The sequence below is a fragment of the Acinetobacter sp. FDAARGOS_494 genome (assembly GCF_003812225.1).
GTDB lineage: Bacteria > Pseudomonadota > Gammaproteobacteria > Pseudomonadales > Moraxellaceae > Acinetobacter > Acinetobacter baumannii.
The window spans coordinates 802,092-828,622 of the sequence record NZ_CP033866.1 but is presented as its reverse complement, the minus strand read 5'-3'; the positions used below and the strand labels follow the sequence as shown (position 1 = coordinate 828,622).

15 protein-coding genes and 1 tRNA gene are annotated in these 26,531 nt (G+C 37.8%); 10 read left to right on the top strand and 6 right to left on the bottom strand.

What is annotated here, in order from left to right:
* The first annotated feature begins 221 nt into the window (after window positions 1-221).
* From blp1 to groL, 3 genes are all read left to right on the top strand, one after another.
* Window positions 222-10,034 (top strand): biofilm-associated Ig-like repeat protein Blp1, encoded by a 9,813-nt coding sequence (blp1, locus tag EG365_RS04090; RefSeq protein ID WP_000250958.1) that lies wholly within the window; start codon window positions 222-224, stop codon window positions 10,032-10,034.
* 240 nt (window positions 10,035-10,274) lie between these two features.
* On the top strand, window positions 10,275-10,565 hold the full coding sequence (locus EG365_RS04085; RefSeq protein ID WP_000065579.1) for a co-chaperone GroES: 291 nt from the start codon (window positions 10,275-10,277) through the stop codon (window positions 10,563-10,565).
* A 58-nt stretch (window positions 10,566-10,623) separates the two neighbouring features.
* Entirely contained in the window at window positions 10,624-12,258 is a 1,635-nt protein-coding gene (gene groL / locus EG365_RS04080; protein ID WP_001274623.1) for a chaperonin GroEL, read from the top strand.
* A gap of 175 nt (window positions 12,259-12,433) precedes the next feature.
* Here the strand turns inward: groL and EG365_RS04075 are convergent, their stop codons facing one another.
* The gene (locus tag EG365_RS04075) at window positions 12,434-12,808 is read right to left on the bottom strand and encodes a diacylglycerol kinase (protein ID WP_000379022.1); all 375 of its coding nucleotides are present in this window, start codon (window positions 12,806-12,808) and stop codon (window positions 12,434-12,436) included.
* Between the two features lie 106 nt (window positions 12,809-12,914).
* On the opposite strand from EG365_RS04075, the gene EG365_RS04070 reads away from it, so the two are divergent.
* The gene (locus tag EG365_RS04070; protein WP_000732900.1) at window positions 12,915-13,877 is read left to right on the top strand and encodes an MBL fold metallo-hydrolase; all 963 of its coding nucleotides are present in this window, start codon (window positions 12,915-12,917) and stop codon (window positions 13,875-13,877) included.
* A gap of 44 nt (window positions 13,878-13,921) precedes the next feature.
* On the opposite strand, the gene EG365_RS04065 is transcribed toward EG365_RS04070, so the two are convergent.
* A complete protein-coding gene (locus tag EG365_RS04065; protein ID WP_000488525.1) occupies window positions 13,922-15,064 on the bottom strand; it encodes a glycerophosphodiester phosphodiesterase in 1,143 nt (380 codons plus the stop codon).
* 263 nt (window positions 15,065-15,327) lie between these two features.
* On the opposite strand from EG365_RS04065, the gene EG365_RS04060 reads away from it, so the two are divergent.
* On the top strand, window positions 15,328-18,423 hold the full coding sequence (locus EG365_RS04060) for a multidrug efflux RND transporter permease subunit (RefSeq protein WP_000949242.1): 3,096 nt from the start codon (window positions 15,328-15,330) through the stop codon (window positions 18,421-18,423).
* A gap of 72 nt (window positions 18,424-18,495) precedes the next feature.
* Window positions 18,496-19,071 (top strand): DUF4112 domain-containing protein, encoded by a 576-nt coding sequence (locus EG365_RS04055; RefSeq protein ID WP_001135457.1) that lies wholly within the window; start codon window positions 18,496-18,498, stop codon window positions 19,069-19,071.
* Between the two features lie 49 nt (window positions 19,072-19,120).
* Here the strand turns inward: EG365_RS04055 and htpX are convergent, their stop codons facing one another.
* Both htpX and EG365_RS04045 read right to left on the bottom strand, forming a co-directional pair.
* Complete coding sequence (gene htpX / locus EG365_RS04050; protein ID WP_000984535.1) at window positions 19,121-20,026, bottom strand: protease HtpX; 906 nt, start codon at window positions 20,024-20,026, stop codon at window positions 19,121-19,123.
* A 257-nt stretch (window positions 20,027-20,283) separates the two neighbouring features.
* Window positions 20,284-21,147 (bottom strand): lytic transglycosylase domain-containing protein, encoded by an 864-nt coding sequence (locus EG365_RS04045; protein WP_000798647.1) that lies wholly within the window; start codon window positions 21,145-21,147, stop codon window positions 20,284-20,286.
* Between the two features lie 503 nt (window positions 21,148-21,650).
* Here EG365_RS04045 and ttcA point away from each other — a divergent pair.
* Together ttcA and EG365_RS04030 are read left to right on the top strand one after the other, a co-directional pair.
* On the top strand, window positions 21,651-22,556 hold the full coding sequence (ttcA, locus tag EG365_RS04035; RefSeq protein WP_000271249.1) for a tRNA 2-thiocytidine(32) synthetase TtcA: 906 nt from the start codon (window positions 21,651-21,653) through the stop codon (window positions 22,554-22,556).
* Between the two features lie 206 nt (window positions 22,557-22,762).
* Window positions 22,763-23,146, top strand: coding sequence for an SCP2 sterol-binding domain-containing protein (locus EG365_RS04030; RefSeq protein WP_001110719.1), 384 nt, complete (start codon window positions 22,763-22,765; stop codon window positions 23,144-23,146).
* A 91-nt stretch (window positions 23,147-23,237) separates the two neighbouring features.
* Here the strand turns inward: EG365_RS04030 and EG365_RS04025 are convergent, their stop codons facing one another.
* Complete coding sequence (locus EG365_RS04025; protein ID WP_001984613.1) at window positions 23,238-24,350, bottom strand: transglycosylase SLT domain-containing protein; 1,113 nt, start codon at window positions 24,348-24,350, stop codon at window positions 23,238-23,240.
* A gap of 372 nt (window positions 24,351-24,722) precedes the next feature.
* On the opposite strand from EG365_RS04025, the gene greB reads away from it, so the two are divergent.
* Window positions 24,723-25,217 (top strand): transcription elongation factor GreB, encoded by a 495-nt coding sequence (greB, locus tag EG365_RS04020; protein WP_000841361.1) that lies wholly within the window; start codon window positions 24,723-24,725, stop codon window positions 25,215-25,217.
* A gap of 89 nt (window positions 25,218-25,306) precedes the next feature.
* Window positions 25,307-25,396, top strand: a tRNA-Ser gene (locus EG365_RS04015).
* A gap of 79 nt (window positions 25,397-25,475) precedes the next feature.
* Here EG365_RS04015 and EG365_RS04010 read toward each other — a convergent pair.
* Window positions 25,476-26,030: an SgcJ/EcaC family oxidoreductase gene (locus tag EG365_RS04010; RefSeq protein ID WP_000270080.1), complete on the bottom strand. Its 555-nt coding sequence runs from the start codon at window positions 26,028-26,030 to the stop codon at window positions 25,476-25,478.
* Between the last annotated feature and the right edge of the window lie 501 nt (window positions 26,031-26,531).

Genomic DNA, 26,531 nt, shown 5'->3' with positions numbered 1-26,531 from the left:
ATATATGGGGAATAGGAAAACATTTTAAATGTTTTATCATTTTAAAAAATAATATTAATGCATAAAAAGATTTTTACTATATAAAAAGCTGTGCTTTTTAACTAGCTACAATATGGATTTAGTTTTTTATGTTCTTTAATAATATTTTATTAAAATGAATCTCTATTTGACTTAATATTTTAGAAAAACTTAATAATTATTTGAAATTTCATGGTGGAAAAATGGTACAAGTATCATTAATGGCAAATAATGCTTCAAAAAATAATACAGTTGATATTAATGTTGGCCAAACAAAAAATATTGTAGTAGATCCGAAGGTAATCGCAAAAATTGATATTAATCCAGAAAAAATTGCTTCAATAACAAGAGATGGTAATAGTGCGGTTATCCATCTAAAAGATGGGACTGAAATTGTTTTAGAGAACTTTTTTATTAGTGAAAATCCACAAATTCTTTTAAATGAGGGGCAGATTTATTGGGCTGCTAATTTAGCTGAAGATGCTACAGGACAGACCACTGTTAATTATTTAGAATTAAAAGAGATACCAAAATATATAGATGCTTCATCTTCTGTACCTATCTGGTCTTGGGTGGTTAGTGCTTTAGCTGGTGCAGGAACAGTTGCATTATTATCCCAGCAAGACGCCAAAGATAAAACACCTCCGGAACCAGGTAAATTGTCTTTCCAAAATCTTTTAGATTCAGGGGAGTTAACACAAGATCAAATCACGAATGATAACAAGTTTAATTTAAAACTCAGCGGACAGGAAAAGGGAAGTAGCGTAACGTATTTAATCTCTACCGATGAAGGTAAAACCTGGCAAGAGACGACATTAAATCAAAAAGATTTAGCTGACGGTATTTATCTTTATAAAGCTGTAGTGACAGACGCTGCTGGCAATACCTCGGAAACGGCTGTACAAAAAGTAGTTGTGGATACTACCGCGCCGCAAGCAGGTGAACTGACTTTATCTGACTTGAGTGATACAGGTATTTCAGCAACAGATCAGATCACGCAAGATAAAAACTTCAATTTAAAGCTTGAAGGACAGGAAAGCGGCAGCCGAGTAACATATTTAGTTTCTACCGATGAAGGTAAAACCTGGCAAGAGACGACATTAAATCAAAAAGATTTAGCTGACGGTATTTATCTTTATAAAGCTGTAGTGACAGACGCTGCTGGCAATACCTCGGAAACGGCTGTACAAAAAGTGGTTGTGGATACTACCACACCACACTCAGGTGAACTGACTCTATCTGACTTGAATGATACAGGCGTTTCAGTAACAGATCAGATCACGCAAGATAAAAACTTCAATTTAAAGCTTGAAGGACAGGAAACTGGTAGCCGAGTAACATATTTAGTTTCCACTGATGAAGGAAAAACTTGGCAGGAAACCACGGTAGTCCAAAAAGATTTGGCTGACGGTATTTATCAATATAAAGCTGTAGTGACAGACGCTGCTGGCAATACCTCGGAAACGGCTGTACAAAAAGTGGTTGTGGATACTACCACACCACAAGCAGGTGAACTGACTTTATCTGACTTGAATGATACAGGCGTTTCAGCCACAGATCAGATTACGCAAGATCAAAACTTCAATTTAAAGCTTGAAGGACAGGAAACTGGTAGCCGAGTAACATATTTAGTTTCCACCGATGAAGGAAAAACGTGGCAGGAAACCACGGTAGCCCAAAAAGATTTGGCTGATGGTGTTTACAAATATAAAGCTGTAGTGACAGACGCTGCCGGCAATACCTCGGAAACGGCTGTACAAAAAGTGGTTGTGGATACTACCGCACCGCAAGCAGGTAAACTCACTTTATCTGATTTGAATGATACAGGTGTTTCAGCAACAGATCAGATTACGCAAGATAATAGTTTTACTTTAAAGCTAGTTCAACCGATTGTGATTGGGGAACAAGCCGCTTTACTAGACCACTATGAAGTTTCAAAAGATGAAGGAAAAACTTGGCAAGAGACAACAGCTGATCAAAAAGATTTAGCTGATGGTATTTACCAATATAAAGCTATAGTGACAGACCTAGCAGGCAATATCTCAGAATCTGCTATACAAAAAGTTGTTGTAGATAATTCCTTAAATGTTGAATCAACCACAGTGATTGTAAAGCCGATTACTGAAGACAATACAATAAGTCTAGTTGAAAAAGATCAAGTTATTTCTATAAGACTTGAAATAGCTAATTTACCCACAGATTTAAATAGCTCACTGACATCAGTAAATACGACATTAGACAATGTTACTTATAACTTTCATTTTGATGAAGTCACGCAAGAATGGGTTACCGAAATTCCAGCAGAGTTTCTTTGGTCAGTAGAGCCGCAAACCAATATATCAATTGATATTAGTCTTACTGATCAAGCTGGCAATACAGCCATTATCACACATACCCAAAATTATAATGTGGATCATACTCCGAATTCACCAACCCTAGATTCACTAACTTTCAACAATATAGATGGAGCTATCATTTCAGGTAGTGCATATAAAGGAAGTAAGGTCGATATCTACAATAAAAATGGTGATTGGCTTGCAAGTACAATAACTAATGAAGAAGGTAAATTTACTTTACAAGATCTTTCAATTAACTCAAATCAAGAAGTTTACGCAGTCGCTACTTATAATGGTTATAGCAGTGAAAATTCATCAATTGGGTTAGTTACTGAAGTTCCAGCTATTAGTATTACACGAATTAGTCCAGAAGGCGTGATTAGTGGTTATGCGACTGAAGGTAGTCATTTTATTGTAAAAGATCAGAATGGAAATATTCTACAAGAATTTAATTCTAATGTATTTGATAGCTCTGGTATTACACCATTTAGTGTAATGGCATTAGGCGAAGTAAGACCATTTATTTTGTCCCTCGATCAGCCTTTAGAGGAAGGGGCTCAAATTATTATCTCTACAGATAAAGATAATATTTCAGGCCATCCACAATATATTACTGCAGACTATACTCCAGCAGTATTTTTAGAAACTCCACAATTTGATATTAGTGGTGAGACTTTATCAGTACATGTTAATGAACCTAACAGCTTTATTCGTGCATTTTCTGGAGAAGGCAATTTAATTGCTACAGGTTTTACCGATGAGCAAGGCTTTGCAAGTTTACAAGTGTTCCAATTTTTAAAAGAAGGCGAAACGGTTACTGTACAAGTAGTAGATAAAAATCAAAATACGAGTGAAACCCTAATCGAGGTTCCAAACTTTGCTTATATTCCACATGTTGAACGTATTACACAAGAAGGCTTAATTTCTGGAGTTGCTGAAGATAATAGTACGGTAATTGTACGTGATGCTGATGGCAATGAATTAGGAAAGGTTACATTAGGTGATGATAATAGTTGGAGTGACTTTAGTCATTTTAGCTTGAGTGTAAACCGCCCTTTAATTGATGGAGAGAAAATTTCCGTTCAAATTATTGATAATAAAGGGTTAATGAGTCCTGAGCAAAATATCATCGTAGATCTGACTCCTCCACCTGCTCCAACGGAGTTAAATTTCAATGATGCTGGTGATTTAGTTTATGGTCATGCAGAACCTTTCTCTGAAATTTTAGTTAAAGATGGGCAAGGAAATATTCTTAATAAATGGTTTTGGAATAACTGGACCGATGAGAGTGGAAGTTTCTCAATAGAACTAGGTACATTTTTAACCAATGCTGAGACGGTTTATGTCACGGCTACCGATGTAAATGGAAACGTAAGTTTAGCAGCTCAGATACAAGCACCTAATTATGCCTTTGCTCCATATGTTGATGGCTTTACTTCGGATGGCGTGATAAGTGGGCAAGCTGAAAATAATAGTACTCTCGTTGTTAAAGACGCCAAAGGTGACGTTGTAGCCGAAATTAAAGTTGGTGAAGATAACGGTTGGAATGGATCGAGTTATTTTAAACTCCAGCTTGACCGTCCTCTTGTTGATGGTGAGCAGTTTTTCTTATCAATTAAGGATGCTCGTGGGCAAGTAAGCACCGATACTGTAATTACCGCTGATACGGTTGCTCCCGCACCAGCCAGTAATTTAGTTTTCTCAGAAGATGGTTCATATCTTACGGGTGTAGCAGAGCTGAATACTACGATTCAGGTTTTTGATCATAATGGTCAGCTAGTGAATATATGGAATAACACCATTAACTCTGATGGTACATTTACTATTTACTTAGGTAGCAACAATTTACATGGAGAAGCATTCACAGTCACTGTTAAAGACCAAGCCGGAAATGTGAGTGAAGCTATTTCAATAAATGCGCCACTTGACGATATTGCACCGAATCCAATTAAAAATATTTTACTTGATGCAAATGGTCAAAACTTTACAGCACAAGCAGAAGCAAATAGTCAGATCGAAGTTTTTGATTCATTGGGTAATCAGACAGGTTGGGGTTCTACAGATAGTGCAGGTAATGCTTCTGGTTCTTTCAATCAAACTTATTTACACGGTGAGGAACTCACTTTTGTTGTTATAGATCGAGCAGGTAATCGCAGTATCGAATTTAAGCAAAATGCTTTAATTGATACCATTGCACCAAATCCGATTGAAAATATCATCTTCAACGAAAATGGCCAAAGTTTTACAGCTCAGGCAGAAGCCGGAAGTTCTATTGATGTATTAGATCAGACTGGAAATAAGATTGGTTTTGGTTACACCGATAGCTCAGGTAATGTATCTGGTTATTTTCAACAAGTTTACTTACACGGTGAGGAACTTACTTTTGTCGTGATCGATCGAGCAGGTAACCGCAGTGCAGAGGTCAAGCAGAGTGCTTTGAATGATGACGTCGCACCAAATCCGATTGAAAATATTGTATTAGATCTCAATGGCCAGAACTTTACAGCTCAGGCAGAAGCAAATAGCCAAATTGAAATCAAAAATAATAACGGTGACGTCGTAGGTTATGGATCAGCAGATAGTGCAGGTAATGTTTCAGGATATTTGTATCAAGTGCATTTACATGGCGAAGAGCTCACTTTTATTGTAGTTGACCGAGCGGGTAACCGTAGTACAGAGGTTAAGCAGAATGCCTTGATTGATGATATTGCGCCAAATCCGATTGAAAATATTATATTAGATATCAATGGTCAAAACTTTACAGCGCAAGCAGAAGCAAATACTCAAATTGAAGTTAAAAATGCTGTTGGTGAGATTGTAGGTTCAGGTTATGTGGATGGCGCTGGTAACGTGTCAGGTTATTTATATCAAGTCTATTTACATGGAGAAGAGCTCACTTTTATTGTAGTTGACCGAGCGGGTAACCGCAGTACAGAGGTCAAGCAGAATGCCTTGATTGATAATATCGCACCAAATCCGATTGAGAATATTTTACTTGATGCGAACGGACAGAACTTTACAGCTCAGGCAGAAGCAAACACTCAAATTGAAGTCAAAAATACTGCTGGTGAAGTCATAGGATCTGGTTCAACCGATAGCATGGGTAATGTTTCTGGTTACTTCTATCAGGTCTATTTACATGGTGAAGAACTCACTTTTGTTGTAGTTGATCGAGCGGGTAACCGCAGTACAGAGGTCAAGCAGAATGCCTTGATTGATGACATTGCTCCGAATGCGATTGAAAACATTATCTTTAATGAAAATGGTCAAAACTTTACAGCGCAAGCAGAAGCAAATAGCAAAGTTGAAGTTAAAAATGCTGCGGGTGAGGTTGTAGGTTCTGGTTATGTGGATAGTGCTGGTAATGTGTCAGGTTACTTGAATCAAGTTTATTTAAAAGGTGAGGAGCTCACTTTTGTTGTGATTGATCAAGCTGGTAATCGTAGCATTGAAGTAAAACAAACAGCCTTTCTTGATAATACAGCACCGGAAAATGCGACTAATTTAGTATTTAGTGAAGATGGCTCATATCTAAGTGGTATGGCTGAGCCAAATGCGACGATTCAAATATTTGATCAGTATGGTCAATTATTAAATCAGTGGAATAATAATGTTAATTGGGATGGAACATTTAACATCTATTTAAACAGTAACTACATGCATGGAGAAGTATTTAAAGTAGTTGTAGTTGATCAGGCTGGTAATTTGAGTGGTGAGGTTACTGTAAAAGCACCGCTTGATGATATTGCTCCTGTAGCTGCAAGTGATCTGGTCTTTAATGAAGATGGTTCATCCCTTTCTGGTGTAGCTGAGCCAAATACCTTCATCCAGATTTTTGATCAAAATGGTCAGCAGATGAATACGTGGAGTCAGAGTGTAAATGCTGATGGTACATTTACTATTTTTTTCGGTACTTACAATTTACATGGTGAAGAGTTTACAGTCATTGTTAAAGACCTTGCTGGAAATGTGAGTGAAGCTGTTTCAGTTAAGGCGCCGCTTGATGATATTGCCCCAAATCTGATTAAAAATATTGTATTTGATGCAAATGGCCAAAGCTTTACGGCACAAGCAGAAGCAAATAGTCAGATTGAAATTTTTGACTCATTTGGTAGTCAGATAGGTTGGGGCTCTACCGATAGCACTGGTAATGTGACGGGTTACTTCTATCAAGTGTATTTACATGGAGAAGAATTAACGTTCGTTGTTATAGACCGAGTAGGTAACCGTAGCGATGAAATGAAGTTAAATGCTTTGATGGATACCATTGCACCAAAGCCGATTGAAAACATCATCTTTAATGAAAATGGGCAAAATTTTACAGCACAAGCAGAAGCCAATAGTTTTATTAGTGTCAAAAATGCTGCGGGTGAGTTTGTTGGCTATGGTTATGTCGATAGTACTGGTAATGTGTCCGGTCACTTCAATCAGGTTTACTTAAAAGGTGAGGAACTCACTTTTATTGTTATAGATAAAGCAGGTAATCAAAGTATTGAATATAAGCAAAATGCTTTAACTGATGATATTGCACCAAATCCGATTGAAAACATCGTCTTAAATAAAAATGGACAAAACTTTACAGCGCAAGCGGAAGCCGATAGCCAAATCGAAGTTAAAAATACTGCGGGTGAGGTCGTAGGTTCTGGTTATGTAGATAGTATTGGTAATGTGTCAGGTTCTTTTAATCAAGTCTATTTACATGGAGAAGAGCTTACTTTTGTTGTAGTTGACCGAGCAGGTAACCGCAGTACAGAGGTCAAGCAGAATGCTTTGATTGATGATATCGCACCTAATCAAATTGAGAATATTGTTTTTGATGTAAATGGTCAGTACTTTACGGGGCATGCTGAAGCAGATACTCGAATTGAAGTACTAGATCAATTTGGCAATCGCGCTGGTTGGGGATATGTTGATAGCCAAGGTAACGTGATAGGTTATTTCAATCAGGTTTATTTACATGGAGAGGAATTAACTTTCATCGTTGTAGATATAGCTGGTAACCGAAGTGTTGAAGTTAAGCAAAATGCTTTAATTGATGATGTCGCACCGCCAGCAGCAGCAAATATTACATTAACTTCAGACGGATTGCTTTTTGGTGAGGCGGAGCCAAACTCAACTGTTGAAATTATTGATCAATATGGTGCAGTTATCACAACAACTTATGTTTGGTACGATGGCACATTTAATCAATGGATTAATTTGAGTCAATACCAGACACAAAATTTAAGTATTGTTGTCAAAGATCAAGCAGGTAACCGCAGTGAAGTTGCTCATCAGTTAGTACCAGTATTTACCAACTCACCAATTGCTGCAACAGAGCTAAAATTGGATATAGATGGTCATATTCTAACAGGGAAGGCGACAGTAGGAATGTCGGTTGTTGTTACATCTACTGATGGTCAGACCATTAACGGAGGGTGGAATAATGCTGTGAATGAAGATGGTAGTTTTGCTATTCAGTTAAATGATTACTATCTACAGGGACAGACATTACAAGTTCGAGTTTATGATCAGAATACGAATCAATATAGCCTAATCTCTGAAATTATTGCGCCTTTAGACAATATTGCTCCAATAATTAATGATGTGGTAATTAACAATGATGGTTATAGCATTACTGGACACACTGATCCGAAAGTAATCATTAAAGTAATGGATGAGGACGGAGATTTTAGAGCAGAATTTCAATCGGATGAAGCGGGATATTTCAATGCTAGTATTTATCCACCACTATTACGTGGAGAGCAGTTATTTATCACGGCAACAGATTTAGCCAAAAATATAAGTACGCCATTTAATATTACTTTTAATGCAGATATTAATGCACCACCTTCAGCAAATCATGTTGTGATATCTGAAAATGGTTTCTTTATTGAGGGAACTGCTTTACCAAATAGTGTGGTGCGTATTTATGATGTGTATAGTAATTATATTGGCGGTGGTTTTGTAGACGAAACAGAGCATTTTAATATCCAGTTATATTCACCTCAGGCGAATGGGCAAACTTTACGCGTTGTTGTGGAGCAAAATGGCTATCAAAGCGCTTACACCGAAATTACCGCACCTATAGACACTGTCGCACCAAATGCAGCAACTCAGCTTGTCTTAGAAGATGGAAATGTACTTTCAGGACAAGCGGAAGCATATTCAACAGTTAATATTTTTGATGCTAATAATAATTTAGTTGGTCAGACTACTGTCGGAAGTGAAGGTAGTTTCTTAACACAATTATGGTCACAATATTGGCATGGAGAAACATTGACGGTAAAAGTAGTTGATGCCAATCAAAATGTGAGTGTAAGTACGACGATTACTGCTACAAATGATACAACAGCACCGAAAGTGGTCACCCAGCTTGCCATAAATGAATGGGGTAATTGGCTGGTAGGACATGCCGAAAGCAATGCTACTCTTGAAATTACATATTATTTTGCTGATCAAGAACCTTCCGTAACGAGTACTACGGTCATGGCAGATGGAACTTTCTCTACTTATGTGTATGGGACTGCAACGTCATTTGACCTTACTGTTATTGATCGTGCAGGAAATCGTAGTGAAACTATCAGCAAAGCGATTAATGATTTACCTACAATCACTGTTGATCAGTTTAAAGGTGATGCTACGGATAATACGTATATAGTTGATCATATAAGTGATTTTGTTGAAGAATATACTGTTGAGCCGTATGCAATATATAAAGATGTTTGGATTGATAATAGCTATATGTATCCAGAATGGGTTAGTGAAGGTCATTATGAACAAATATGGTTTGTTGATGGATATTATGATTCCCAATGGATCACAAGTGGTTACTCAACTGTACAAAATGTTTATCAAGATCAGAATGGTATAACTTATATTGATAATGGTACGGCAGATAGCGATTATAGTCGATATGAACAACAATATTATGATTTCGTGAATGGGCAATGGCAAGAAGGCTACGAACTGACTTATATACGTTCTGAAGAAGGTTGGGTTGATACAAGTCATAATGAAGATGTTTATATTGATACAAGTCATTATGAAGATGTTTGGGTAGATACTAGCCACTATGAAGATGTTTGGGTAGAAAGTGGCTATTGGGAGAACCAGCTTGTCGAATCAGGCTACCGAGATTTCGATTTTGGTGGACACGATAAAATAGTAAGCTCTGTGAGTTATAGTCTGGTTGGATATTCTGATTGGTCGACAGGTCTAGAAAGCGGGCGTTATGTAGAAGACTTGGAACTGGTTGGTTCTGCTCATCTCAATGCAACAGGTAATGCTTTAGATAATCTTTTAACAGGTAACTCTGGTAATAACATTTTGAATGGGCGTGAAGGTAACGATACCTATATCACTAATGAAGGTACTGATACCATTCTGTTCCAATTGCTAAATAGCCAAGATGCGACTGGCGGGAATGGACATGACACGGTGTTAGATTTTACTTTAGGTGATATAAGAACTAACCTTCAAGCTGACAAAATCGATTTAAGTGAACTATTAATTGACTATTCTAAAGATGTAAGCGCATTAGCTAAATTTATTACTGTAGAGCAAGATGCTGGGAACACGACTATTAGTCTTGACCGAGATGGCGAAGGTACAATGTTTAATAGTGTGTCACTGTTAACTCTAAATCAAGTAAATACAACATTAGACGAATTACTAAACAACCAGCAAATTATTGTTTAGTATGAATATTTAACTTTAGGAAAGAGGCTATGAAAATAGCCTCTTTTATTTTGTGCTTTAAATTTAATAAAAACTCTTCACAACCTGTTAAAAAATGACCAAAAAAATAGAATTTTTTTTCATTTTCCCCTTGAAGCCATTTTTTTCATCCCCACAAAAGTGACATCTAAATATTTTGTTATTGCTCTGGATTAAAGCAATAACGATTAATCAAAAAGACTAAGTCTGATGGAGTTAATTATGAGCAACATTCGTCCATTACATGATCGCGTTGTGATTCGTCGCGTAGAAGAAGAAACCAAAACTGCTGGCGGTATTTTATTGCCAGGTTCTGCTGCTGAAAAACCATCTCAAGGTGAAGTAATTGCAGTAGGCAATGGTCAAATCACTGATAACGGCGTACGTGCTTTGGATGTTAAAGTTGGTGACAAGGTGTTATTTGGTACTTATGCAGGTACAACAGTTAAAGTAAATGGTGAAGAACTCTTAATCATGAAAGAGTCAGACATCTTAGCTGTATTAGAAGGCTAATCGATCCATAACTCAATTCATTATCAGATTCAGTATTTAAAAAGATTCGGAGTTTAATATGTCAGCTAAAGACGTAAAATTTGGTGATTCAGCTCGCTCAAAAATGATTGCAGGGGTAAACGTACTTGCAGATGCGGTTAAAGTGACTTTAGGTCCTAAAGGCCGTAATGTTGTGATCGACCGCTCTTTCGGCGCGCCGCACATCACTAAAGACGGTGTAACTGTTGCAAAAGAAATTTCATTAAAAGACAAGTTTGAAAACATGGGTGCTCAACTTGTTCGTGAAGTTTCAAGCAAAACTAACGACATCGCAGGTGACGGTACAACAACTGCAACTGTACTTGCTCAAGCAATTTTAAATGAAGGTATCAAATCAGTAACTGCTGGTATGAACCCAATGGATTTAAAACGCGGTATCGACATTGCAGTAAAAACTGTAGTTGAAAATATCCGTTCTATTGCTAAACCAGCTGATGATTTCAAAGCAATTGAACAAGTAGGTTCAATCTCTGCTAACTCTGATACTACTGTTGGTAAACTTATTGCTCAAGCAATGGAAAAAGTAGGTAAAGAAGGCGTAATCACTGTAGAAGAAGGCTCAGGCTTCGAAGACGCATTAGACGTTGTAGAAGGTATGCAGTTTGACCGTGGTTATATCTCTCCGTACTTTGCAAACAAACAAGATACTTTAACTGCTGAACTTGAAAATCCGTTCATCCTTCTTGTTGATAAAAAAATCAGCAACATTCGTGAATTGATTTCTGTTTTAGAAGCAGTTGCTAAAACTGGTAAACCACTTCTTATCATCGCTGAAGATGTTGAAGGTGAAGCGCTTGCAACTCTTGTTGTAAACAACATGCGCGGTATCATCAAAGTATGTGCTGTTAAAGCTCCTGGTTTCGGTGACCGTCGTAAAGCAATGCTTCAAGACATTGCGATTTTGACTGGCGCAACAGTTATTTCTGAAGAAGTTGGTATGTCTTTAGAACAAGCAACTCTTCAAGATTTAGGTACAGCGCACAAAATTACTGTTTCTAAAGAAAACACAGTTATTGTTGACGGTGCTGGTGATGCTGCTGCTATCGCTGAGCGTGTTCAACAAATCCGTGCTCAAATCGAAGAGTCTACTTCAGAATATGACCGTGAAAAATTACAAGAACGTGTTGCTAAGTTAGCAGGCGGTGTTGCTGTAATTAAAATCGGTGCAGCAACTGAAGTTGAAATGAAAGAGAAGAAAGACCGCGTAGACGACGCACTTCACGCAACTCGTGCAGCAGTTGAAGAAGGTGTTGTTGCTGGTGGTGGTGTTGCTCTTGTTCGCGCTGTAAATGCTCTTGAAGGCTTAAAAGGCGCTAACGAAGATCAAACAGCTGGTATCAACATTTTACGCCGTGCGATCGAAGCTCCACTTCGTCAAATCGTTGCGAATGCTGGTGATGAGCCATCTGTAGTTATCAACGCTGTTAAGAATGGTGAAGGTAACTTCGGTTACAACGCTGCAACTGGCGAATATGGTGATATGTTAGAAATGGGTATCCTTGACCCAGCTAAAGTAACTCGTTCTGCACTTGAGCACGCTGCTTCTGTTGCTGGCTTAATGTTAACTACAGAATGTATGATTACTGACATTCCTGAAGACAAACCAGCTGCTCCAGATATGGGCGGTATGGGTGGTATGGGCGGAATGATGTAATAACGCATCAACGCTTTAACCCAAAAAAATCCCTGCATTCGCAGGGATTTTTTTTATTTTTCCAGTAATTTTAAGGATAAGTTAAGTTCAGAACCCTAAAATTAAAACAGGAACAGCAGCTAGAAGTTCCTCTTTTGTTACAACCATGCTTATCTATTTATAAGCATGGTTTTTTTTATCCAAATAAAATAATAAGCCAAGTGGCGACAATAATAGAAAGTGCAACAAACTGAGCGGCACTACCCATATCTTTTGCATTTTTGGAAAGTTGGTGTTTCTCGAGTGAAACTCGGTCAACCACTGCTTCAATGGCAGAGTTGAAGAGCTCAACAATGATGGCAAATAAACAGACAATGATCATCAGGGCATGTTCGCCGCGAGTTACATCCAGGAAAAAGCTTACAGGGATGAGTACAAGATTAATTAAAACAATTTGCCGAAATGCAGCTTCATTTTGATAAGCAGCTTTAAATCCTGAAATTGAATAACTGGTAGCGTTCAAGATGCGCTTTAGGCCACTTTTACCTTTATAGGGAGAATAACTATCCATTCACTTATATTTTTGACACTTTTCATGCATTATATAGTGCAGCCCTTAAAAAAATATTAAATCTTTTTTAAAGATTTTGACTTTATAACTCCATAGAGAAGAAGAGATGAAAAAACTATTTGTAGCCTTAGGACTTATAATGGGTAGCTTGCATATAAGCTATGCAGAACCAGCTTCAGCTCAACAAGTACCCGGATATTACCATCATCAATTTGGTAATTATCGGATAACTTCCTTGCTCGATGGCACTATTTATCTAGATCCTAAATTGTTTAAAAATTTAAGTCCGGCTGAAAAAACTAAAATTTTAACGAAATATGCTGCTGTAAATGAGAAGGGGATTCAGACTTCAGTAAATGCCTTTTTAGTTGATGATGGTAAAAGTTTGACGCTTGTTGACAGTGGAGCTGCGAGTTGTTTTGGTCCACAGTTAGGTTCAATTGCTAAAAATCTTGAATTAGCGGGCTATCAACTTGCCAATGTGAAAACTGTTTTATTGACCCACTTACATCCAGACCATGTGTGCGGTATTGCTCAAAATGGAAAAGCCGTATTTCCTAATGCAACGATCTATGCTCATGAACGTGAAGCAGATTATTGGTTAAATCCAGCAAATGAAAAAACTGTACCAGCGGATAAAAAAGAAAATTATTTAGGTACTGTTAAAAACGTAAAAGCTGCACTTGCACCTTATCAAGCAAAAAAAGCATTCAAAACCTTTAAAGATGGTGATGTTATTCAAGGTTTTGAAGTGATCAATACACATGGGCACACACCGGGACACCATAGCTTCCGTTTGAAGAGTAAAGGGCAACAAATTGTCTTTGTTGGTGATATTGTCCACTCACATTCTTTACAGTTTGATGCTCCAAAAACTGGGGTAGATTTTGATGTAAATTCAGAGCAGGCAATTAATACTCGTTTAAAAATGTTTGCTGAAATTTCAAATAAGCAACAATGGGTAGCTGCCCCGCATTTACCGTTCCCTGGAATTGGCCATGTGTATAAAGTGAGTGCTGAGCAGTATCAGTGGATTCCTTTATATTTTAATAACAGTCTTGATAAATAAAAAAAACAGGGCATTCATTGCCCTGTTTTTTTATGAAGATTGAGTTATTTTACTGCTTTTTCAAAATTAGTGACAGCTTCGCGACCGAGTGCCGGGTCATCGGTAAAGACGCCATCAACGCCTGCCTTGAAATAGGCTTCAAACTCTTTTAATGCACCAGATGGACAACGTTCTGCAGGTTTATCTGGGCTGCACTTTAACGGCGCTGGTAAGAAGTTGTTTTCTGGTCGGAAAGTGTAAGGATGTACTTTTAAACCAGCCGTATGTGCATCAGCAATAAACGTACTAGTTTTATAAGAGCCATCATTATTAAAGGTCAGTATGTAACCTTTACTTGGTCCTACACCATTTGCATATTTGGCAACATCTTTTAACCCTTGTGCTGTGGCTAAATCAGCATAAGTTTTAGTGTCACCAGACTCTACGAAGTCTGCTGGTCGAGATGTTTTTGAATCGTATAGCTGAATAATTTGTGCATGTTTAAGCGTTTTATGAAGATCAAGCTCCCTTTTTAAATCTTTTAGATTCTGAACTTCAAAAGACTGTAAATAGACAGGTGCAATATCACGTGTATATTTATATTTGGCTAAGGTTTTTAGAAGAGTATCTTCCATTGCCAGATTTTGATTTTTAAAATAAGTCGGATGTTTCGTCTCAATATATAAACCTATAATTTTCCCTGTCTTTTTATAGTTAGCTTCGGCAAGCTCAATGATTTGTTCTAGAGTTGGGACAGGGTAAAGGTCATTATAAGCTGTGTTGGCTGGTCGAAACTCAGGAATACGTTCACGCGCTTTAAGCTGCTGTAATTCACTTAAAGTGAAGTCTTCCGTGAACCAACCAGTTAAGTCGACGCCATCAATATTTTTTGTTTTTTTACGGTCTGCAAACTGACTTAAAGTGCTTACATTGGTTGTTCCACCAATCTCATTTTCATGGCGGGCAACCAGTACGCCATCTTTTGTAGAGACTAGATCCGGTTCAATGAAATCTGCGCCGTCATCAATCGCTTTTTGATATGAAGCTAAAGTATGTTCAGGACGTAAAGCGCTAGCGCCGCGGTGTCCTACTACTACAATTTTAGGAAGTTGATATTCTGGCGTGGTTGGCGTCGTTTCAGTTTTATCGTCATCATTACAACCAACCAAGCTAATTAAACTTAAGCATAAAAGTGCTTTTCTAAACATAATTCTACTCATATTGTTTTAGTTGAAACGACTCAAGTTTCAGGGCTTTGTTTGACATGATCATGAAGAATTCATGAATTTTAAGTGACACTCGTTAACTGGTTTTTTATTGGTTTGTTGGAAATATTCAATCACGCTTTGTTTTTGTCTTAATTACATTTATTGTTTAATTCTACTTGTCTTTTTTATACCGCTCGTTGATCATCACAAGGTCTCGAAGCGGCATTTACTTCTGTTAATTAACGACATCATACCGAGCAGCCATGCTATCTAAATTTTTTATTCAACGCCCCATTTTTGCCAATGTATTGGCGATCATTGTTATGGCTTTCGGTATTTTTTCGGTCATGAATTTGCCTGTAGAACGGTATCCAGACATTGCTCCACCTAAAATTACTGTGTCAGCCAACTATAGTGGTGCAGATGCACAAACGGTTGAGCAAAGTGTTACTCAAATTTTAGAACAGCAAATACAAGGGATTGATCACTTACTCTATTTTAGTTCATCAAGTGACTCATCAGGACGTAGCCGAATTACTATAAGTTTTGATAACGGAACAAATCCGGATACTGCTCAGGTCCAAGTACAAAATAGTATTAGTGGCGTAATACGTCGCTTACCGGATGAAGTTCAACGGCAAGGTGTTACGGTAAGTAAGTCACTGGGTGACACTTTTATGGTAATTGGCTTATATGACTCGACTGGTAAAACAGGAAACATTGAGCTATCGGACTATTTAACTACGCATGTGGTAGATAACCTGAACCGTATTGAAGGGGTGGGTGAAACTGATGTATTTGGTTCACAATATGCCATGCGTATCTGGTTAAATCCGGATAAATTAAAACAATATAATTTAATGCCAAGTGATGTAGCGAATGCAATCACCGCACAAAATACTCAGGTCGCCGCAGGGGCAATTGGTGACTTACCCGTAATTGACGGTCAATATTTAAATACAAAAGTCACAGCAGGTTCTCGCTTAAAAACAGTTGAGGATTTTAAAAATATTGTCGTGAAGTCGAATAAAACGGCGAGTTATGTGTATTTAAAAGATATTGCCAGAGTTGAGCTAGGTGCAGAAAACTATCAGTCTTTTAACACTATTAATGGCTATCCTGCCGCAGGTTTGGGTATTTCTTTATCTTCGGGTGCAAATGCAATTCAGACCTCTAAGCTCATCCACCAAACTCTAGATCAGCTTACAACGAAACTACCAGCGGGTTATAAAATCGTTTATCCACGAGATAATACGCCGTTTGTTCAAGAGTCAATTAAGGAAGTAGTAAAGACTCTGGTAGAGGCGATTATTCTGGTTATTTTGGTCATGTTCCTGTTCTTACAAAGCTGGCGTGCTACGCTCATTCCGAGTATTACCGTTCCAGTTGTGATTTTAGGAACTTTCGCTGTCTTATATGTGCTTGGTTTTAGTATTAACACCTTAACGTTATTTGCGCTGGTACTCGCGATTGGTTTGCTGGTCGATGATGCAATCGTGGTCGTGGAAAATGTTGAGCGGCTCATGCATGAACAGCACTTATCTCCTAAAGAAGCTGCTATTGAGTCGATGGGGGAAATTAGTGGTGCCTTAGTCGGAATTACGTTGGTTTTAACTGCTGTTTTTATTCCAATGTCCTTTTTAGGCGGTTCAATTGGGGTGATTTACCGTCAGTTTTCTATTACTTTAGTTGCCGCTATGGCGTTGTCGCTTATTGTTGCGCTCATTTTAACACCGGCTTTATGTGCATTAATTTTAAAACCAAATCTTCAACCTCAGCGCTGGGCCGTATGGTTTAACCAAAAGATTGAGCAACTTAAAAATCAATATATCAAGCTTGTTCAGACGAGTATTCATTACAGTAAATCAGTTATTGTGATTTTTGTGGCTTTAATTGCCGTTTTTACGCTGTTCTATAACGGTTTAAAAAGCGGTTTTATTCCTAAAGAAGACCAAGGAATTTTAAGTGTTCAAATTAAGCTCGTAGATAGCGCACCAATTTCTCAAAGCCAGAAAATTGGTGAGCAAGTCCGCCAATATTTCTTAACTCAAGAAGATAAAAATGTAGATTTGGTTTTAATCCGCTATGGACGAAATTATTCGGGCACAGGACAAAACTTGGCACAAGGGTTTATTGCTCTAAAACCGTGGGATGTCCGAACAGGAAAAGAAAACTCGGCTGAGGCTATACAAAAGCGTGCAATGAAATACTTTAGTCATTTTAATAATGCACAGATTAATGTGACTTTACCTGCCTCAGTTAATGGCTTAGGTCAAACAGATGGCCTGGATTTATGGATTCAGGATTTGAATGGACAAGGGCAAGATTTTCTAGATAGTGCCTTCCGCCAATTGCAGGCTCAAAGTAAAAATTATTCAACTTTCGAAAACTTTGATAAGCAGTCAACCAATAGCAAGGCAAATCTTAATATTAAGATTGACCAGAAACAGGCACTAGCAAATGGACTACAGCTATCGGCAATTAATAATACTTTATCTAGCGCATGGGGCGGAACTTATGTAAATGACTTTATTGATCGGGGCCGTATTAAACGTGTCATGATTCAAGGTGATGCCGAGTTTAGATCTAAACCGGAAGATTTATATAACTGGTCTGTACGTAATGACCAAAATGAAATGGTTCCCTTTAGTTCATTTGCCAACTTTAGCTGGGGCGGGGCGCCGGAAATTGTAAAACGCTATATGGGATATAGTGCTTTACAACTACAAGCAGATGTCGCGAGTGGCAGCAGTTCTGGCCAAGCGATGAAAGATGTAGAACAACTTGTTAACCAACAAAAAGATATTGGTTTAGCGTGGACAGGTTTATCTTTTGAAGAACAGAAGTCGACTAATCAGGCCGTATGGTTATATTTAATTTCGGCTGGATTTATTTTCTTATGTTTAGCTGCTTTATATGAAAGCTTAAGTATTCCCGCCGCCGTAATGACATCTATTCCGCTTGGTGTAGGAGGAAGTGTGATTTTCTCTTATATTTTTGGTTTGCCAAATGACGTGTATTTCCAAATTGCGCTATTAACGACTATTGGTTTGTCATGTAAAAACGCCATTTTAATTGTTGAGTTCGCGGCCTTAGCGCAAGAAAAAGGTAAGAATGCCATTCAGGCGGCCTTAGAAGGTGCGAGCTTACGATTAAGACCGATTTTAATGACATCTTTGGCTTTTGGTGCTGGTGTGATTCCGCTTGTGTTTGCACAAGGCGCTGGTGCGGTTAGTCGTCAAGAAATTGGTATTAGTATTTTAGGTGGCGTTATGTTTGGTACTGTGCTGGTTCTGTTCTTTATTCCAGTCATGTACGTGTTACTGCGTTCCTTGTTCAGATCGAAAGCTTCAACCTAAAAGTAAACAATTTAAAAACGGGCATCAAATCAAGTATATTAAGATTAACTTTTCTTCTTATATTTGATTTTGATGCCTCAAGAAAAAAAATTAACACAGCAGCAGGTTATCGCCCTAGAACGGGATCTTGCCAAGTTCGCAACCATGATGGATAGTGCGGTCCGTATTCCTTTTACAAAGCAGGGTATTGGCGCTGATGCTGCCTTAAGTACTATTCCAATTGCCGGTGATGTCGCTGGGTTCGCACTGACGTGTTATGCCATTTATAAGGCTAAACAAATAGGTGTGCCTCAGCATAAGCTCACTCCAGTGATCAAACTTGCTGTAGTCGATGCCGTAGTCGGTTTTGTTCCAGTTGCAGGGACTATTTTCGATATTTTTATACGACCAAGTCGAAAAGCATTAGATGTGGTGCATACGCATATTCGTGAAGAATATGCGATCCAAAGTGATATTCATGTCGTTCATCCGTATTTACATGAAAAGCTCGAAAAGAAGCAACAACAGTCGGCCTTCTGGCGTAACCCTGTTGTGAGTTGGTTATGGTTGCACATACCCGATTTATTAGGTGCGTTTGTACTGCTATTAATTGGCTTAGCTGTGTGGTGGGGTGCAAGTTACCTTTGGGGACTTTATCAAACCATGTAATCAAAAAATAAAGCCTCCATTTGGAGGCTTTATTTTTACATTAAACGTTTTATGGGCAATCTAATTGGTGTAGAGCTGCCACACGTTGTTCAATTGTAGGGTGAGTTTGGAACAATGCAGCTAAACTAAAGCCTTGTTCTTTACCTTCCGCAATTGCGAATGCTTTCATTTCTTTTGGCATTTGGTCAGGTAACTCTGTTTCAGCTTGCAAACGTAATAAAGCAGAAATCATCGCTTGTTTACCAGCTAAACGTGCACCGGCTTCATCTGCACGGTATTCACGGTAACGAGAGAACCACATCACAATGGCAGAGGCAAGAATACCGAACACGATATCTAGAACCATTGTAATGATGAAATAACCCATACCTGGGGCTTCATTGTCTTGACGACCAAAGACATTACGGTCAATAAAGTCACCTACTACACGAGCAAAGAACATAACGAAGGCGTTTACTACACCTTGAATGAGTGCGAGTGTAACCATGTCACCATTTGCAACGTGGCCGATCTCGTGCGCGAGTACAGCACGTAGCTCATCTTTGTTCATACGCTCAAGTAGACCGCTTGAAACGGCAACTAAGGCATCATTTTTATTCCAGCCTGTTGCAAAGGCATTAGACTGATATGAAGGGAAGATACCAACTTCTGGCATATTAATACCAGCACGTTGAGAAAGTTCAGCGACTGTTTGCAATAACCAGCTTTCAGCTTGGTTACGAGGAGCATTTGGGTCAATCAGTTCTGTACCAGTAGTTTTCTTAGCCATCCATTTGGACATGAATAGAGAGACTAAAGAGCCCACCATACCGAACACAAAACAGATGACTAAAAGGTTGCCTAGATTTAAGCCACCCGCGCCATGGTAACTACCGACACCGAAGAGTGACAAAATAATGCCAGCTACAACCAGTACCGCGAGGTTGGTAAGCAAAAACAAACCAATCCGCATCATTGAGAAAATCCTCTTATAAATAAAATATTATCTGATTTATAAATTATAAATCACTCAGCTAATATGCGGCGCTTAGGGGAAAAATTCAAGAAAAAAATAAGGAATCAATACATTCTTTGCGATCGAAGAATGTATTTAAATTAAACAAGTTATTAGAGAGCCCCTCTGAACACGACAGTGGGGGTAATAGATCATTACAATTTTTTGACAATAGGGCCCGCTAAATAAATAACCGTAAGGTATGAGGCTTTTAAAGCTTACTCAATCCGGATATGTGCAATAGCAGTTGCATTATTGGTGACATAAGTTCCCGTAGGTGCATCTGTATATGTACCATCTGGCAATGTAACGATTTGGCGCGAAGAAGAATACTTAATAGGCTGAGCAGAGACTTGCGTCGAAGTACTGTGCGGTATGGCTGGTTGGTTTATCGCTTGGGCAGAAATACTCGAATTGCTAAAAGAAGAAAGGCCTACACCAGAAGAATATAAGTTTTGGTAGCGGCTAGTGACTCGGCGAACATAATCTTGGGTTTCACGGAATGGGGGAATACCGCCATATTTATCGACGTTTCCTTCTCCTGCATTATAAGCGGCAAGCGCCATTTGCGTATTACCGTTAAAACGTTTGAGCAACCAACTTAAATATTTAGCACCAGCGAAGATGTTTTGCTGAGGATCATAAGCGTTAGATACGTTAAAACGACGAGCAGTAGCCGGCATAAGCTGCATTAAACCTTGGGCACCAACCGGAGAGTGGGCATTTACGTTAAAGCCAGACTCGGTATGCATAACGGCTTTGATTAATCCTTCCGAAACGCCGTGCTGTTGTGCTGCCTGCTTAATAATATGATCAAAAGCATTTTTGTTTTTGCTATAGCTTGGTAGAACCGAAGCTTCTGAAGTCCCCCAGTTGCTATAACTATGAATATTACTATCCGGGTAGTAGGTGACTTTTACTTTTTTGAGTGAATGGTCATAACTTTTACGGTTAGTCAGTAAAGTACTGCCGTTTTTGTCTTGGTAAATGTACATCTGACCTGCTGAAGTCGGCGTTATACCTACCGAAAAAGTGGTCATCCCCAGTAAACAAGAAAAAAGATATTGAACCGAATTTTTCATTTTATGTTATTCACAATTTTAGGGTCTCAAAACTTGTCAAAGAGTTTATCAAAAAATATTACTTAAAGAAGTTTTGTGTAATTTTTTTTATTTTGACTCTTTGAAAAAATCAAGCAGTTTTGCTCGAATGATCATCAAAAAAAATTAAAAAAAATTTTTAAAATGATTCTATTGACTTGAATAACTATTTGAAAAATAAGGGTAAAAATCATTGGTTAAAAAATGATCAATTTAAATAAAACCCTTAACAGAAGGTCAAAACAGTTTGTCAAGTATTAAGAAATCCACAATTTTATCCACAGGTTTTGTGGAAAACTGTGGAAAAGTCCAAAAAGTAAGCATTTTGCGCAAAAAATGAACTCATCGGTCAAAATGGCGCACTGCTTTTGCATCATGCCTGAGCATTATGACGACTTCAAGAATTGAAACTATTCTTTTGATGCGATTCTCATCCGAATCATATAAAATTGCGCGGTATTTTTATTTATGGGTATATCTCGTCTATGTACGCGCCAGTTGAGTCCAACGAAGGATTTAATTTTAAGCCTGAACTTCCAACAAGCTCGGCCTATTATCGTTTGCTTAAGAAGCTTCGCCGTCAAGTTGGACATGCCATCCGTGACTTCAATATGATTGAAGATGGTGACAAGGTCATGGTGTGTGTGTCTGGTGGTAAAGACAGTTATACCTTGCTCGACATTTTGTTGCAGTTCAAACGTATTGCACCAATCAATTTTGATATTGTTGCGGTTAACCTTGACCAAAAGCAGCCGGGTTTCCCTGAAGATGTCTTACCACGTTATATGGAAGAAAATAACATTCCGTATTACATTTTGGAAAAAGACACTTACAGCATTACCAAACGTTTAACTCCTGAAGGTAAAACGTACTGTGCTGTGTGTTCACGTTTACGCCGTGGTTCGCTTTATGGCTTTGCTCAAGAAATTGGTGCAACCAAAGTTGCGCTAGGGCATCACCGTGATGACATTATTGCTACTTTCTTCTTGAACTTATTCCATGGCGGTAGCTTAAAGGCAATGCCACCTAAGCTTTTATCGTCGGATAAGAAAAATATTTTGATTCGTCCTTTGGCTTATGTTGAAGAAAAGGACATTATCAAATATGCAGAGTTACGTAAGTTCCCGATTATTCCGTGTAACCTTTGTGGTTCACAAGAGAACTTACAACGTGCCATGATCAATGAAATGCTTCGTGAATGGGACAAACAGTATCCAAAACGTTTACACAGCATTTTTGGTGCGTTACAGAACGTTTCACCTTCACAACTTGCTGACCGTGATTTGTTCGATTTCGAAGTTCTTGACTCGCAGCGCGAATTAGACTTTAAAGATCCAGAAGAACTGAAAAAACGTTTAGATGTAGTGAACTTAAGCTTTGCTGCTGAATAAAACGAATTAATAAGTCAATTGAAGGCACTTTATAAACAAGTGCCTTTAATGTATCAAAATACTAAAAAATGAATGTTCCGTACAAAAAGTCATAGCTCAACCTTAAAATTACATGCTATAACAACGCTCAAGCAGAAGTGCTTCACACGATGTTGTCTGGATAGGCAACACTAGAGAAATTGAACAAATAAATTTGAGGAAGAATCATGCCTGCATTTTTAACTGATGATTGGTTTGCGACTGTCGAAAAATTAACTGCTGAAGCAGGTGATCTTAATTTGCCACCAGCTCTTGCGAATTTGGCAATTAATTTAGTAGTTACAGATGCTTCTGGAAATACCGAATTAGCGTTAGATGGGGGTAAAATCCAAAAAGGTTTGTCTTCAAATGCCAAAACTACATTAAACATGGATGCTGAAACTTTACGTAAAGTATTCCTTGAGTTTGATATGGCAGCTGCTATGCAGGCATTCATGACTGGTAAAATAAAAGTTCAAGGCGATATGTCTCAGTTAATGGCTTTACAAACAGCTAAACCAAGCCAAGAACAAAAAGATTTGTTCAAAAAAGTATTAGAGCAAACCGCTTAAACTAAAAAAGAATTCATATAAAAAGCTTACCCGAGAGGTAAGCTTTTTATTTATACAAACAATGAATTTATCAACTTTTAGATGATAAAAACTAGATATTAATTCGCGTTTGTGCCGTTTTAATGTGCTCAAGATAAGCACGTATACGAGTCACATACTGAACTGCTTGTTTGTATCGACCATTGCGAGTTTTGTTACTCTGCAAATAATTATAGAGATTAACCCATTGGTTCGGGTCTTTCCCTTGGGCTTGCAAGCGCTTTTGAATCTGGTTCACTGCACCCGGTCCCATATTGTAAGCCACAAGCGCATACCAGTTGCGATCTGGGAAAGGAATATCATCATACTCACTTAACATGAGATCATAATATTTCGCACCGCCCTGAATACTCTGTGCTGGATCGTTACGGTTACTCACACCCATTGCCCGAGCTGTACTATTGGTTAACATCATTAACCCACGTACACCTGTTGGTGAAACAGACTCCGGTTTTAGGTACGATTCTTGATAACCAATCGCTGCAAGCAAATGCCAGTCTAAATCGTACTGAGCAGCACTTTGTTTAAAGCTTGCTTTGTAAATCGGTATACGTGCACTTAAGTCACGTTGAATCGTAGACCAAGCTTCTGGTTTTACAACATTACGGTTATAAAAAGAAGCAAGTTGCTGAGTTAGACCATTTTGTTTGCTTTGACAAACAAAACCGCTTGCTGTTTGTGTAAGCGGATCATCTGCTTGTTTAAACACCCAGCTTAGATTCGGATTTAATCCATTTTTTTGCAAATTTACGATATCACCACAACTTGCAGAAAAAGACATTAAACCTTTGTTCTCGATTGAACTTAAGCTTGCGGTTGTCATGGCAAGATTTGCTTTACCTTGCTGAACCCACTTAAGCGCCGTGGCATTGTCTGTCACGATTTTGAAGTCCAACTTTACATTTAAGCTTTGTGCATAGTTACGCGCTAAGTCATAACCGAAGCCGTGTAAAAACTGGTCTTCTTTAAAAACAGTCGTTGGGCTTTCTACAGCAACCACTGTTAATGTGTTTGTGTTAACTACAGTATTGTACTGTAGGGTTTTTCCTGCATTGATACTATGAAAGGGAAAAAACATAGTGCTGAGCGCAAGAACTTTCAATGGGAGAGAAGAAAATAAAGAGCTAAGGCCAAGCCTCGACCCAGAACTTGAATTACTGTGCATGTTGTCTCCGCTACAGGTAATTTATGCCCTAAAAGTCAGACAAAAAGCTGCCATAACTTCTAAAAGTTGATAAATTCAATAAGGGGTGGGCAGTCATGACGTCATTCAAAATGACATGAAATGAAAAAAGCAAACTGTGTAGAAAATCTACATAGTTTTTGAGTGGGTTAAAAAATACTCAACATTTAAGATGCGCGCATCATAATATTGATAAAAAGTATTGTCAAATTTTGTACAATTAAATATCCGATATATCATCATAACAACATGAATTTATTAAGGAAGAAAATTTATACACTTCTGATGTGAGAAAATAGGGTATAAAATGCTACATCTTGTAACCCTTATGTTGTTAATCAGTGGTTTTTAATCATGAAATCTAACTTAATCACTCGGTCAGGCCATGACAAATTAGTTGCTGAATTAAAACAACTTTGGCATGAAGAAAGACCAGAAATTACGAAAAAAGTAAATTGGGCTGCAAGCCTCGGTGACCGTAGTGAGAATGCAGATTATCAATATAACAAGCAGCTCCTTAGAAAAATTGATCGACGAGTACGCTACTTAGGAAAGCGTTTAGAAGAGTTAAAAATTGTTGATTACTCACCTGAGCAAGAAGGCAAAGTTTACTTTGGTGCTTGGGTCGACATTGAAAATGAAGAAGGGGAGCAAAAAACTTTACGAATTGTCGGGGTAGATGAAATTTATGATCACCATCCTCAGCATATTTCAATTGAGTCACCTATGGCACGTGCACTCTTGAGTAAAGAAGTCGATGATGAAGTAGAAGTACACACGCCTTTGGGCAAAAAGCTGTGGTATATCAATGCAATTCGCTATGAAAAACCTAAAAATGATGAAATTTAGATAGATTTGTTTTTATTTTGAGCGTTTGAATTAAAAATTAAATAAAAGATTTGCCAACTTGCATTTTTGTTTATATTATAGCGCTCGTTGGAAGCGTGGCAGAGCGGTTTAATGCACCGGTCTTGAAAACCGACGAGGGTGTGAGTCCTCCGTGAGTTCGAATCTCACCGCTTCCGCCAAAATTCTTAAAAAGCCCTTGTTAATGACAAGGGCTTTTTTTTATGCATATAAGTTACTAAAAAATGATCGTGTTCCCTTCTACATATTTCTAAGTATAGTCTCTCCCGTTCGAGGGTTCGTTAAAGTGACATTTTCCAGCGCCTGAATGTACCAAGAATGATTCTTCTGGGTGAGCACAGTAAGAATGAGAGTATCAATCTGATGAGGCCCTTGAGGATGAGCTACGCCTGCAGTGAGGCGGCTCCAAAAATGTGAAATACATATATCCTCACTCATAGGTATGAGGTCTATCAGCTCATTCTCTAGTGTTGAATCACGATAAATGGTTTCATGAATAGGTTGATGCATTGCAATAATTTCATCAACTCCTTTAACGTAGTGACCGAAACGGTTAACGAAAGTCGCATCTTTATCAAAAAGAGCAGCAAAGGCCTGCATATCATGCTTATTCCAAGCGGTTTGAAATGCTAAAGGTATTTCTTTTGGGTTTATTATGTGTTGACTCATACCAGCACCACTGTTTAATTCTTTAAGTCCATTTTCAAATATTATAAATAAAGATACTTCGTCATGCTTAAATGAAACAGGTGATCTTAGCTCGCCTTTCAAGAGTATCTTCGTTTTAACCCACATGGCCCACCGCACAAAATAGGATAGGTTGAGTTATGAGTAGAACGTGTAAATAACTGCTCGCTCAATCCGCTTAATGGAGTTAACTTTTTATAAAATCCAGATAAAGATATAAGTTAAAAAGAATTGATGCATACAAATTTAATATAATGTTAATAATCAAACATTATGTATAAATTTAAATAAACTCTTTTATTTTTTAAGAACTCTTTTAATAATTCAGAACTAAACAATTAAGTTTAAAATATGGAGAATTTGTATACAGGATGGCTTTTATTAGTTTAATTAAAATGAGAACTATATAAATCTTGTGAATTCTAGCTTTTTACTTCATTAGTTTTGTACGTTTTTATCTTAAAGATAATCATAAAATTAGAATAATAATATTAAATATTTGATTTTTATTTATAAATTAAAATTAACAGCTAAGGTTCTTACTGTGTTGAATAAACATCAAAACTAAAAAATTTAATCTTGCTTTAAGTTCTCTTAATTAATTTATGG